15 protein-coding genes and 2 pseudogenes are annotated in these 12611 nt (G+C 42.4%); 2 read left to right on the top strand and 15 right to left on the bottom strand.

All coding sequences use genetic code 11. The annotated features are described in order from the left end of the window. Window positions 1-33 precede the first annotated feature (33 nt). The 13 genes and pseudogenes from H6G92_RS01695 to H6G92_RS41015 form a co-directional block, all read right to left on the bottom strand. Window positions 34-285, bottom strand: coding sequence for a FeoA family protein (locus H6G92_RS01695; protein ID WP_190890128.1), 252 nt, complete (start codon window positions 283-285; stop codon window positions 34-36). 111 nt (window positions 286-396) lie between these two features. Next, window positions 397-696, bottom strand: a complete 300-nt coding sequence (locus tag H6G92_RS01700; protein WP_190890068.1) for a 2Fe-2S iron-sulfur cluster-binding protein — start codon at window positions 694-696, stop codon at window positions 397-399. Between the two features lie 215 nt (window positions 697-911). After that, a complete protein-coding gene (locus H6G92_RS01705; RefSeq protein WP_190890070.1) occupies window positions 912-1283 on the bottom strand; it encodes a HesB/IscA family protein in 372 nt (123 codons plus the stop codon). A 112-nt stretch (window positions 1284-1395) separates the two neighbouring features. Next, on the bottom strand, window positions 1396-2205 hold the full coding sequence (locus tag H6G92_RS01710; RefSeq protein WP_190890072.1) for a HesA/MoeB/ThiF family protein: 810 nt from the start codon (window positions 2203-2205) through the stop codon (window positions 1396-1398). A gap of 10 nt (window positions 2206-2215) precedes the next feature. Next, entirely contained in the window at window positions 2216-2533 is a 318-nt protein-coding gene (gene nifW, locus H6G92_RS01715; RefSeq protein WP_114083655.1) for a nitrogenase-stabilizing/protective protein NifW, read from the bottom strand. Beyond that, entirely contained in the window at window positions 2530-2730 is a 201-nt protein-coding gene (locus H6G92_RS01720; protein WP_190890077.1) for a CCE_0567 family metalloprotein, read from the bottom strand. The genes nifW and H6G92_RS01720 overlap by 4 nt, the downstream gene beginning before the upstream one ends. 77 nt (window positions 2731-2807) lie before the next feature. Continuing rightward, window positions 2808-3284 carry a NifX-associated nitrogen fixation protein gene (locus H6G92_RS01725; RefSeq protein ID WP_100900532.1) on the bottom strand — a complete coding sequence of 159 codons (477 nt, stop codon included), beginning with the start codon at window positions 3282-3284 and terminating at the stop codon, window positions 2808-2810. Continuing rightward, complete coding sequence (gene nifX / locus H6G92_RS01730; protein WP_012407194.1) at window positions 3281-3694, bottom strand: nitrogen fixation protein NifX; 414 nt, start codon at window positions 3692-3694, stop codon at window positions 3281-3283. The genes H6G92_RS01725 and nifX overlap by 4 nt, the downstream gene beginning before the upstream one ends. A gap of 191 nt (window positions 3695-3885) precedes the next feature. After that, complete coding sequence (nifN, locus tag H6G92_RS01735; protein ID WP_163926946.1) at window positions 3886-5223, bottom strand: nitrogenase iron-molybdenum cofactor biosynthesis protein NifN; 1338 nt, start codon at window positions 5221-5223, stop codon at window positions 3886-3888. After that, a complete protein-coding gene (gene nifE / locus H6G92_RS01740; protein WP_114083659.1) occupies window positions 5223-6605 on the bottom strand; it encodes a nitrogenase iron-molybdenum cofactor biosynthesis protein NifE in 1383 nt (460 codons plus the stop codon). The genes nifN and nifE overlap by 1 nt, the downstream gene beginning before the upstream one ends. Before the next feature lie 313 nt (window positions 6606-6918). Continuing rightward, window positions 6919-7266 (bottom strand): Mo-dependent nitrogenase C-terminal domain-containing protein, encoded by a 348-nt coding sequence (locus H6G92_RS01745; RefSeq protein WP_190890078.1) that lies wholly within the window; start codon window positions 7264-7266, stop codon window positions 6919-6921. Window positions 7267-7421: 155 nt separating this feature from the next. Continuing rightward, window positions 7422-8957: a nitrogenase molybdenum-iron protein subunit beta gene (gene nifK, locus H6G92_RS01750; RefSeq protein ID WP_190890079.1), complete on the bottom strand. Its 1536-nt coding sequence runs from the start codon at window positions 8955-8957 to the stop codon at window positions 7422-7424. A 255-nt stretch (window positions 8958-9212) separates the two neighbouring features. Next, window positions 9213-9380: pseudogene (locus H6G92_RS41015) on the bottom strand (nitrogenase molybdenum-iron protein alpha chain); the annotation flags it as partial. Window positions 9381-9490: 110 nt separating this feature from the next. On the opposite strand from H6G92_RS41015, the gene H6G92_RS01755 reads away from it, so the two are divergent. Beyond that, a complete protein-coding gene (locus H6G92_RS01755; protein WP_190890080.1) occupies window positions 9491-10909 on the top strand; it encodes a site-specific integrase in 1419 nt (472 codons plus the stop codon). A gap of 3 nt (window positions 10910-10912) precedes the next feature. After that, a pseudogene (locus H6G92_RS40760) lies at window positions 10913-10999 on the top strand (dienelactone hydrolase family protein); the annotation flags it as partial. Window positions 11000-11386: 387 nt separating this feature from the next. Here H6G92_RS40760 and H6G92_RS01760 read toward each other — a convergent pair. Together H6G92_RS01760 and H6G92_RS01765 are read right to left on the bottom strand one after the other, a co-directional pair. Then, complete coding sequence (locus tag H6G92_RS01760; protein ID WP_190890081.1) at window positions 11387-12034, bottom strand: class I SAM-dependent methyltransferase; 648 nt, start codon at window positions 12032-12034, stop codon at window positions 11387-11389. 118 nt (window positions 12035-12152) lie between these two features. Further along, window positions 12153-12611: sensor histidine kinase (locus tag H6G92_RS01765; RefSeq protein ID WP_242059025.1), on the bottom strand; the 459-nt coding region annotated here is incomplete at its 5' end.

A 12611-nucleotide genomic window follows, 5' to 3' on the forward strand; every position in this document is an offset into this window, starting at 1 on the left:
TTTGATCAAGAAAATATGATTATATATGTTAACTCAATTATCAATAATGCGAACATAAATAGCTTTGATAATGTCTGTATCTAGCGCTAAAGATGTGTTTTCTATTTTAAAACTGAATGATGGAAAGTTTTGTTCTAAAGTAATATTGCTTCCTGGTGTTACCCCTATTGATATCAGTTTGTTTAAGATTGTTTCATCCTGACTTTTACAGAAAGTGACGATTCCTCGCTCTCCTGTTCTCAATAATTCTAATGAACAGCCAGTTACACTAAAGGGGGTAAACATTTGGATTATAAATGAGGCATTATTGTGAAGGAAGGAAAGAAGGAAGTATATTTTCATCCTTCATCCTTCATGCTTTATTTGGTTGCCAAAGACAGCAACCAAAGTAATACTTTATACGAGATACGCTTCTTGATGTGTTTTGATTGTGCAATTAGAACGAGGATAAGTTACACAAAGTAGAGCGTATCCTTTAGAAACCTGATCGTCATCCAGGAAGTTCTGATCTTCTTGATTAACTTCACCTTCAACAACCTTACCTACACAGCTAGAGCAAGATCCTGCATGACATGAAAAGGGCAATTCAATACCATTTTCTTCTGCTGCTTCTAAGATGGTAGTCTCTTCATCAACTTCAATTGTGGCGTCGAGGTCTTCTTTTTTGTTGATTAATCTAACTTGGTAGGAAGCCATTTTCAGATTCTCCTCAAACGTTATACAGTTGGTTTAATTTCCGAATTTTTTGAGCAACCTATCCTACTTTTTGCTTCTTTTCTTCTTAGAGAGATGCTAGATTTAATCAGCTTCTCTATAGGAGTAAGGGATGCAATGCGAACTAGAAGCTACCTCAAGAGCATTGAAATTCTGCGGAGTGCTTCTAAAACTGACTTAGTGCTAACGGAATGATGTTAGCTGCAAGGTACACCAGTAGGCGTACCATCGTCTGTTTTGAAGGACTTTCCACAACCGCATGTATCAGTTGCATTGGGGTTGATGAATTTAAAACCGCTTTCCATCACTCCCTCAACGAAGTCAACGATAACTCCGTCTAATAACGGCGCACTTTTGGCATCAACGTAAACCAGTACTTTGCCTTGCTGACTTACTAAATCATCTGGTTGGGGTTTGCTGGTGATATCGATCGCATATTCGTAGCCACTGCAACCACCATCTTTTACCGAGATGCGGACACCTTTAGTTGCGCCATCAGCGTCGGGTGCGGAACCTTTGAGGAATGCCCGCAGATGAAATTCTGCTTTTTCTGATAAAATAACGGCCATTAAATCTCCTGATTTGTAGCGATTAGTTGTTCTGATTTCAGGTGGGGTTGTCCTTCGTCATTTGTCAGTTGTCCTTTGTTATTCACTAATGACTAATGACTAATGACGAAAATTAACTATTTTGTGCAATACCTGTGGCTGTGGGTTCCATCGAATTGGATTGCGCGTGTCTCCAAGGCGCACTATTACCGCATACTGGACAAGAGCGATCGCGGTGAGAACGGCGTTTAGCAAATTCCATCCGATTCAAGTCGATTGTCAGCAATTGCGATAATAGAGGCTGACTAAACCCGGTGATCAGCTTGATAGCTTCCAAAGCTGTTAAACAAGCTAGGGTTCCAGAAACAGCGCCTAGAACTGAAAAGCCGCGCTGATCCCACTCAGGCTTTTCTGGAAACAGACAAGACAAGCAAGGAGTCACACCAGGGATAATCGTCGTCAGGTAAGCCTCCATCCCATTCATTGCAGCTTCCACCATTGGCTTACGCGATCGCACACAGGCTTCATTTAACAAATTGCGCTCTGTAAAATTGTGGGCGCAATCAAGAGCCATATCAGCAGATTGCACTAACGAATCTACATTTTCCGGGGTGATGTAATCATGAACAATTTCCACTTGGACATCAGGATTAATCGCATCCAGAGTTTCTTTAGCTTTGAATACCCTTGGCTTACCTACCCAATCATCAGTCATGAGAACCTGACGATTCATATCATCTAGCCGCAAGTCACCACCCCGGACTAGGATTAGCCGCCCAACGCCCGCTACTGCTAGGTAAAGCGCCGCCGTACCGCCTAATCCCCCCACACCTGTCACCAGAACTGTCGCTGACTTTAGGCGTTTCTGTGCTGTTTCGCCAAAATTTGGAAGCATCATTTGGCGACGATAGCGTTCTAATTCGGTAGGCGTTAGGTTAACCAATTTATACCTCCTAATCAGAAGTGATTTCTGTCAGTGTGACTACATTTTTCGGCTTGTCGTTAAACACTTTGAACAGCTTTTGTTCGTAAGCTGTCGATTCGATAAATAACTGATAAGCTTTTTGCAAAGCCAAAGAATATTGATTTAATTTCTCTTCTTGACTCAAGTCAGGAGAATTATCATCAATTTCCTGCATGTGTTGAGAAAACTTTTTCAGAATATGTAGACGATGCACATTCACAACTTCTAAGTCGTAGGACATATTGAAGAATTGAAAAAATTCTTCTGCATCTACGAGCTTCTTGAATTCATCAATAGTTCCAGTCATTTAGCACTCTCCAATTGTTTCAGATGTTGCTTAAGTTCATCTAACTGGCGATAGATTTCATAAGTTGCGGCGGCAACATCCATAAGTTGGTTGTAATCTGTTGGTAGCCCTTCAGCTAAATCATGCAGATCCATTTTCATTTGACCTGCTTTGCTGTTCAGCCGTCTGATTTGCCCTTGTAGTTCCTCAATAGTCATTTTTCCTTCGTCCTTTGTCCTTTTTCATTAGTCATTTGTCTTTTACTAATGACCAATGACCAATGACTAATGACTAATTAAATTTTGCCAACTTCAGGAAAGCGCTTCGCCAAATCAAGACCTTTTTTGACGTAGTTTTCTCCCTCTTCTGCTAATTTCTCTAGCGAGTCAAAGCCAAAGCGATGAGCATCTCGCAGGGTTTTCACAGTTAACAAAAGACGACCAGAAAAAACTAGCGCCCAGCCAAATCCTTCATGGCTCAAATCAACTACAACCTGGGATATCAAACCTGTTTCTTGTTCAATACCAGCCGCTACAGCTCGAAAAAATGCCATAATCCGGGCTTGAGTTACCGCGTCAACTTCGCCCTCAACGGAGATTTCCCGTTTCTTTTGTTTGGTAACAATAAAAGGTTTGAGAATCAACTCATCCGACCAAGTACGATAAACTCCATAACTGTCTTGACCACGGATTTGTTTAATTAATACCTTCAGAAAAGGTGAGTTCAAGACTTCAGTTGTAGCGGTTCCGTTCACACTATTATTTGCGGTCATACTGTTGCTTCGTCTTCGATTTCATCAGCAAAGTTTGTGGTTTTTGGCTGCAAAGCTTTACGCAACCAAGGTGGAGGATTACCTTTGAGGGTTTTCACTAGCTTATTTAGGACTTCACTAATTTCTTCTTCTTCCGATCGCGCCTTCACTGGGGTGACACCTTTCTTGATTAACCGAGCGGCAGCACTACCACCAATTGCTGTTACGTAAACAATCGTACAGTCACCTATTGCTTCAAGTTTTGGGGTGATTTTGTCTTCATTCCCGTCTTCTTTGAGTTCGCCTTCAAAGGTGAGGGTTTCTACGAAGTGATATCCCTCATCGGTAATTTCGTAAACATCAATCATTTTTGCCCATCCGAAGTGGGCATTAATATGAACTCGGTCACTCGTTGTGAAGGCTATTTTCATTGTAATTCTCCTCTCTGAAGTTTTGAATTTTGAAGCAATACGGTTCAGTTAGTAATATTTAGCTTTGGAAGATCCCCCCAACCCCCCTTAAAAAGGGGGGCTAATTTAAAACTTGCTCTATTCCCTCCTTTTTAAGGAGGGTTAGGGAGGATCAATTCTTAACTGAACTATTTTGAATTTCAAGTGTGAATTCAAAACTCTGCGCTCACAGTTCCGAACTCTTGGAACTGCTTAACTCTCGCTTCTTCTGCCTCTAAAAACAGGTTGCCGATGCCAAACAAAAGTTCCATCGTGCCTCGATAGCCAACTTTGGTAAATTGACCATTACCTAAGCGGTCATAAATGGGCAATCCTAAACGATAAAGAGGAATCGAAAGGCGTTTTGCGATCGCACCCACATTGGAGTTACCAATCAGCAAATCAGAACCGCCTGCTAGACTCTCAAAGTCTTCTAAATCGCCGATGGTAATGCTTTTAACCGGGAGTTTTTCTAAGAGGTGCGATCGCGTGGTTGTCACCACTGCATGAATCTGCGCTCCCATTGATTGCAGGAAATGCACGGTTGACCACAACAAATCTGGTTCCAGTGCTAAGGAAACTCGTTTTGCACCGAAGTAAAAGTGAGTGTCCAGCATCGCATCTTGCAACTGACGACGTTGGCGGCGGTATTTTTCGGGTACGCTATTACCGCTCAGAATCGCCAATGCTTGAATAAATTCATCTACTGGTTCTAATCCAGTCAGTTCGCCAAACACCTCGTAAGGTGTGCCAAAGCGTTCTTCGAGAATCTTGGCAGCCCCCCGCATACTTTCACCCAATGCCAGGGTAAAAGCGGAACTACCTACTTCTCGTAGCTGTTTTAAGGTAGTCCCACTGACTGTAACCGCACTATAATTATCCTCTAAATGACCATCTAGAGAAGCGCCAAGGTCAGGTACAAAGATCGGCACTAATCCAAAGGATGTGACTATCTCTTTGATTTCCTGTACATCTCCAGGTGTGAAGGCAGAACCCGCCAAAATTGTGACTTGTTCAGTTCTGAGTCCACCCGCGCGAGGAATTTCCTTAACTATGCTTTCGACAGCGACAGCAAAGCCATCTTGCAACGCACCTTTAAAATCTGGGGTAGGTGCAAAAACGATCGCTAAATCATTCAATTCAGGATGGCGATCGCGGATTTCCTTAAGAAAACCTTCGATGTCATCTCCTCTAGTTTCCGTTAACCCAGTGGTACATAAACCAATAATTTCCGGGTTAGCTTTTTCCACCAGAGTCAGAATTGCTTGCTCCACATTCTCTTCACCACCCAAGATTGTAGTGACTTCCGTCATCGCCGTCGTAGCTAGGGGAATCGCTTCCCGGAAATGCCGCACTAAAACAACTTTGGCGAAAGCAGTACAACCTTGAGAACCGTGGAATAAGGGCATTGTCCCTTTCAATCCCAAAAAGGCTAAGGTTGCGCCCAAAGCTTGACTTTGCTTGAGGGGATTAACTGTCAGTGCTTTGTTAGAAGCGGTAACGATCGCCATTAAACTTCCTCCTCTTCTTCCCAAGGAGCGGGTTTGCGTATTTGTTCCCAAATCGGGCTATACAAAGCTTCGTACAGTTCCCGCGCCATTTCAATCATTCCCACATAACCTGCATAAGGATGGTGGCGTTCTTGGTTGATATCAAGGAAAGGAATTCGAGCTTTCAAAGCTGTGTATTGGTTACGTCCACCAGCAATCAGCATATCTGCGCGAGTGTCTTTAACCAGTTGTAGCAATTCTTGAGCGTTGCCTTTCTCCAGCATGATGCCATCGTTGCCAATCAACTTCTTGATTTTGGCTTTATCTTCTTCAGTACTTTTGCGAGTACTGGTAGCAACAACTTCAATGCCTAAGTCTCTAGCAGCCGAGATAATCGACCAACTCTTGACACCACCAGTATACAATACAACCCGCTTACCTTTGAGTCGAGCGCGATAAGGAGCTAATGCCAAATCTAAAGCAGCCGTTTCTTCTGCAATTAGCTTTTCTGTCCGCTCTTGTAAATCAGCGTCGCCTAATTTAGCAGCGATGTTTCGCAGACAGCGATTCATATCATCGATGCCGTAGAAAGACTCTTCAATGTAAGGGATGTTGTAACGCTCCTCCATCTTTCTCGCCATATTGAGCAGCGCTCGTGAGCAGATCATGACGTTGAGCTTGGCGCGGTGGGCGTAGCGAATTTCATTGTAGCGAGCATCGCCCGTAATTTTAGACAAAATACGGATGCCTAATTTTTCTAACAGTGGTGTTACTCCCCACATTTCACCGGCGATGTTGTATTCACCGATTAAGTTAATATCATAGGGCGTTGTATGTTCCGGTTCTGCTGTTCCGACAACATATTCTAATAAAGATTCACCACCAAAACGGTTGCCGAGATTTTTACTGCCAATGAATCCTGGGGCAATGACGGGAACAACAGGAGTACCAATTTTCTCAGCCGCAGCTTTGCAGACTGCATCGATATCATCGCCAATTAAGGCTGTAACGCAAGTGGCGTAGACGAATACTGCTGCTGGTTGGTAGCGCTCGTGAAGTTCCAGAATCGCTTTGTAGAGTTTCTTTTCGCCACCGAAGATGACATCATTTTCACCCAAGTCAGTAGTAAAGCCCATTTTGTAGAGTTGAGGGCCAGACGACAGACTACCACGACTGCCCCAGGAATTACCAGCACAGGCGATCGGCCCGTGGACTAAATGAGCAGCATCTGCGATCGGCACTAGAGCAATCATTGCACCATCAAAGGCACAGCCCCCTTGAGCCGCGCCAGGTTGTGCCTGTTGAGCGCATGATTTGTTTTTCTTTTCCGCCTGTTTATGCTGATTATGTTCGCATCCTGTCTCAGTCAGCAGCTCGTTGATTTTTCCTTGGGTGCTTTTCATCAGAAATTTGGGTAGAAACCCCGTCCTTGGAGGACGGCTTTACTGTAAAATCAATATACGGTGAAATTACTAAATGCAGGAAATTGACTCGTTTCCAAAGCTTAAGTAGTAACCGAGTGAGATAGCGCGTATCCACGCAAATTGAGTCGTGGGGTGTGGGGGTGAGTACATCCTCTGGTCAAACGTAACCGCGCCTGTAAGTTCCGCAAACAACATAAGTGAACAAGCAATTGTTAGTAGTGTTGGGAGGGGGACAAAGCTCCGTACCTTTAGGTCGAAGAATGGTTACCTCTCTTCTCTTACTGAACTATGACTAACAAATGTATCTTGTGACATCCTCTCCACATACATCGGCGAGGTAAGATAGAGCGCGGAAACGCAATCCTACAAATTCGTCATATAAAGGATTGAGTTTACATAGTGGTGGAATATCAATAGTCTTCCCAAATAATTTAATTTGTCGCTCAAAGGGACAACAACAAGGAATTGTTTGGCAAATTAGATGAGCGAAGCGATTATTTTTAACCTGAATTCCATCCACTACACGGCGCAACGGATTAAGAAGATTGTGGAACCACCCTCGTTTTTTCTGGTTAGGTGGATGGTAATTAGGATGAGGATGAGTGTGAGTATGTTCGTGAGTGTGATTGATGGTTTCCATTTATAAATTCCTTGGGTAAATGCTATCAAGAAAAAGGGGGAAATAATCCATAATTACGAATTACGTTAGCGAAGCGGTAGCGAGTCTCCGAGCGTCATTACGAATTACGAATTATTCCCCGCCCTTAATTAACACGTTGTGTTTCTACGCAATTTCTAACGAATCAAGTCGTAGGAAATATCTGTCTTAGAAGGAATGTTGGTGTTGCGATCGATTTCTTCAAACAGGGTGTTTACAGTCCAGTTGAGGAGGTTGATCACACCTTGATAACCAATGGTGGCATAGCGGTGTAGGTGGTGGCGATCCATGATGGGGTAGCCGATTCTCACGAGGGGAATCTTGGTGTCGCGCCACAGGTACTTACCGTATGTGTTACCAACTAAGAAGTCTACTGGTTCGGTGAACAACAGCGATCGCATGTGCCACAAGTCCTTACCAGGCCAAACAGTTGCATGTTGACCGAAGGGGCTAGAAGCAAGCAGTTCTTTCATTTCTGCTTCAAATACTTCGTTGCTGTTGTGAACCAAGATATGCACAGGTTCAGCACCCATTTCTAGCATAAAGCCAACTACGCTGTATACTAAATCTGGTTCGCCGTAGATAGCGAAGCGCTTGCCGTGAATCCATGAGTGGGAGTCAGTCATGGCATCAACTGCCTGACCGCGTTCAATTTCCAATTGTTCGGGAATGGGGATACCGCTCAATTCGCTGAGTTTCATCAAGAACTCATCAGTACCCTTAATGCCCCAAGGACGGGAAACTGAGGTTGGTTGCTTCCATTCTTTTTCGATGTATTCGCGGGTTTTGGGTGTAGAGTGTGCTTGCAGTGCGATCGTAGCTTTCGCGTTGATTGAATCTGCTGCATCTTCTAACTTTGTACCACCTGGGTACATATCGAATTCACCTGTGTTTGGTGAATCGAGGTAGTCGCTGTTGTCGGCTAGAATTGTGTAGTCAAAGCCGAACAAAGAAGCAATCCGCTTGATTTCGCGGTTGTTGCCTACGTAGGTGTCAAAACCTGGGATGAAGTTGATTTTACCATTGCTGGTTTCTTTCTTATGACCTGCGGTCAAGTTAGAAAGAATTCCCTTCATCATGTTGTCGTAACCAGTGATGTGGGAACCGACAAAGCTAGGGGTGTGAGCGTAAGGTACTGGGAAATCTTGAGGAACTGAACCAGCACTCTTAGCGTTGTTGATGAAGGCTTGTAAGTCATCACCAATTACTTCTGCCATACAGGTGGTGCAGACAGCAATCATCTTGGGCTTGTAGAGTTGGTAAGAGTTCGCCAAGCCGTCGATCATGTTTTGCAGACCACCAAACACGGCTGCATCTTCAGTCATTGAAGAAGATACACCAGAGAATGGTTCTTTGTAGTGACGGGTTAAGTGGGTGCGGAAGTAAGCAACGCAACCTTGAGAACCTTGAACGAAAGGTAGAGTACCTTCAAAACCAACAGCAGCAAAGATTGCTCCTAGTGGTTGGCAGCCTTTAGCAGGGTTAACGGTTAAAGCTTCACGAGCGAAGTTCTTTTCACGATAATCCCAACCCTTTGTCCACTCTGAAACCCGTTTTACTTCTTCGGGATCGTGACCGTTTTCAAACTGCTTTTTGTTTTCAAATAGCTGTTGGTACTCAGGCTGGTGGAATAACTCGACGTGATCTTGAATTTTTTCTGGATTCTGAGGCATTTCTTCTGGACTCCAAGCTTACTGAATTCTTTTACTGATTGAGGTGCGAGTGGGATAGAGACGCGATTATACTCTGCGAGAAGCCGCTCTTCGAGCGTCTACGTGTCTGTACAAGGGAGTGGGAATATGATTCAAAATTCAAAATGCAAAAATCAAAATAAATTTTTAATCTTTCAATTTTGAATTTTGTATTCCCAACTCCCCCCTGGGGTTTTAGCCCCAGGTTATCCTTACTTATCTCACTCTCCCATTTCCCTAAACGGCAGCCTTAGACTTAGCTTCAGCCTTCTTAGCCTGAGCTTTTTCATTCCAAGGAGCGCCAATTAATCCCCAGGTTGGGCTGTTGAGTGCCAAGTCCATGTCACGTGCGAAGATGGCGAAGCCGTCATAACCGTGATAAGGGCCGGAGTAATCCTTTTTGTGGTTCAATAGCTCTAAGCAGCCTAATGTTTGCAGTAAGCAGTGTTAGCAATAAGCATTGTTCGCTGAGAACACATTTATTTTTAGGCTAAATATAGGCTAAAAACACAGCGATGCATAATCAGGGTCAAGACAAGTATCAACAAGCTTTTGCAGACTTAGAGCCTGTTTCATCTACCGATGGCAGTTTTCTTGGCTCAAGTCTGCAAGCACAGCAGCAAAAAGAACACATGAGAACGAAAGTACTACTAGAATTAGAAAAAGTTAATCTGCGTTTGAAGTCTGCAAAGGCAAAGGTGACAATTAGAGAATCGAATGGAAGTCTGCAATTACGGGCGACGTTACCAATTAAACCGGGAGACAAAGATAGCAATGGTACTGGCAGAAAACAATACAATATCAGTTTGAATATTCCCTCTAACTTAGATGGACTCAAAACGGCTGAGGAAGAAGCCTATGAACTAGGGAAGTTAATCGCTCGTAAAACATTTGAATGGAATGATAAATATTTAGGTAATGAGGCAATTAAAAAAGAATTTAAGACTATAGAAGAATTACTCGAACAATTTGAGAATGAGTATTTTAAAACTCATAAACGAACTACTAAAAGTGAGCATACTTTTTTTTATTACTTTTCCCGAACAAAGAGATTTACGAATCCCAAAGATTTGGCAACTGCTGAAAATCTGATAAGTTCAATTGAACAAATCGATAAAGAATGGGCTAAATATAATGCAGCTAGGGCGATATCGGCATTTTGCATGACATTTAAAATCGAAATCGATTTATCTAAATATTCCAAAATGCCGGAGAAGAATTCCCGCAATATACCGACTAATGCGGAAATATATGATGGAATTCTCAAGTTTGAAGATTACCAACATAATAGAGGTAATCAAGTTAATCAAAATGTTCAAGATAGTTGGCAACTTTGGCGATGGACGTATGGAATGTTAGCAGTTTTTGGTTTACGTCCACGAGAACTTTTTATTAATCCTGATATTGATTGGTGGTTGAGTCCAGAAAATACAGATTTGACATGGAAAGTTCATAAGGATTGTAAGACCGGGGAAAGACAAGCATTACCATTATATAGGCAATGGATTGAGGATTTTGATTTGAGAAATCCTAAATATTTAGAGATGTTAGAGAGTGCGATCGCAAAAAAAGATAACACAAATCATGCTGAGATAACGGCATTAACACAACGCATTAGTTGGTGGTTTCGTAAGATAGGATTAGATTTTAAGCCCTATGATTTACGTCATGCTTGGGCAATTCGAGCGCATATTTTGGGGATACCAATTAAAGCGGCGGCGGATAATTTGGGGCATAGTGTGCAAGTTCATACCCAAACTTATCAGCGTTGGTTTTCACTAGATATGCGGAAGTTGGCAATTAATCAAGCTTTGAGTAAGAGGAATGAAGTTGAGTTGATTAGGGAGGAGAATGCAAAGTTGAGGATGGAGAATGACAAGTTGAGATTAGAGGTTGAGAAGTTGAGAATGGAAATGGTTTATAAACAAAGTTAAACATTTATGGAACAACACCCAAGTTATAATCCTGAAGCTGCTCCTGATGCTTGGCAACATGTTCTAGAACTGTTTCAAAATCACTTGTAAAACCCCGTCTATTGATAAAGTAAATATTAGGTAGTGGCGTGGCAAGGCTAAAATGTTGCAAAAAAAATGTAGGTTGGGGAGCCACTGCGTTGCGCGGGTTACCCGCGTTGTAGCAAGTGGCGTTGAAGGCTTTGCGTAACCCAACATCCTGATATATGTTGGGTTGCGCTCTGTTCCACCCAACCTACTAGTACGACAAGCTTAAATTTATTGGTTTGAGTAATCATAGAATAGTTTTGTTTTGGATATTCTAGGTTTTTTAAATCCAATGTTTTAAGCTTGCCGCGCTACTACATCTACGTCTAATACACTATTTTAAGCTTGCCACGCCACTACAGTTTAAGGTTTACTACAAAACAAAATTACAAGACTGCAATAGTGTTGTCCTTAACTTTTTAAGTTTTTAAGCAGTAATTGACAACCACATAAAAACGGATTTGGACTTTCTGTGCGATTGTCTGCAAGCACTTCAATCGGAAGCTTGCTGTTGTAAATCAATTCGTCATAATCCATCAATGCATCCCACTTGATTTTGCCAGTCGGGAAGCCTAGTTGTGAAGCACCATCAGCTATTAACTCTTGCCATTTTTGAATCTCTGGATCTTGGGATTTGCAGTAATCGAGAATGGCAATAAATGCACCAGGTTTAGTAACTCGTAGGATTTCTTTAAGAGCAAGAACTGGATCTTCAACGACACAGAGGGTAAATCCCGACGCTGCTGCATCAAAGCTATTATCAGGAAAATCAAGGTTGCAGAGATCCGATCGCTTGAAAGTGATGTTTGCGGATACGCGCTTTTTACGTGCTTCATCCATCATCTTATCAGAAAAATCAATACCCACAACATTTACCCCTTCCGGGTAAGCTGAAAGATTAAGACCTGTTCCTACCGCAGCATCTAGTACAGTTTGTCCTGGCTGAAGCTGCAAAGAAGCAATTAGCGGTTCGCGCTCAATGTGCCAATAACGCTTCATAATTGCGTCATAATCTACCGCCCCGCAATCGTAGGTTTCAATCACCTGATTAATTTGCATAGGTTCCTTAACAAATAGAACTACTGTTTCTCATTCTCTATGTACTGTATAATAAATTTCAACAAAAAGCTTGTCTACCGTAATAACCAGTAGATGACTTAGCGATTCCAAATTAGTGTTAAACCACTTGATTAACGTTTAGCTGGAGAGGAATCTGAATGATAAACTCAGTTCCTTTTCCAGAAGTTGAGAAGCACTCTAGTTTGCCGCAATGTTTTTCTGTGATGATTTGGTAGCTGATAGACATACCCATTCCGGTGCCTTTGCCAATGGGTTTGGTGGTGAAAAAAGGATCGAATATGCGTTGCTGAAATTCTTTAGAAATACCGACTCCATTATCAGCGATCGCTATTTCTAACCACGTTGAATTAATTACAGATGTGCGAATCTTAATTTGACTAGGATTTTCCTCAATCTCTTGATAGGTACGCTTAATATTATTTTCTTCTAATACCAATTTTATATGAAGGTGCATATAATAGAGAAAACAAACTCGATAAATTAAAATAACCATGAGCCGCCCTTTTAAGATTGAAATCGCAGAGAGCGAAGAAGAACTTAAAAAACGTCTACAAAC

Source organism: Nostoc foliaceum FACHB-393 (genome assembly GCF_014698505.1).
Lineage (GTDB): Bacteria > Cyanobacteriota > Cyanobacteriia > Cyanobacteriales > Nostocaceae > Nostoc > Nostoc foliaceum_A.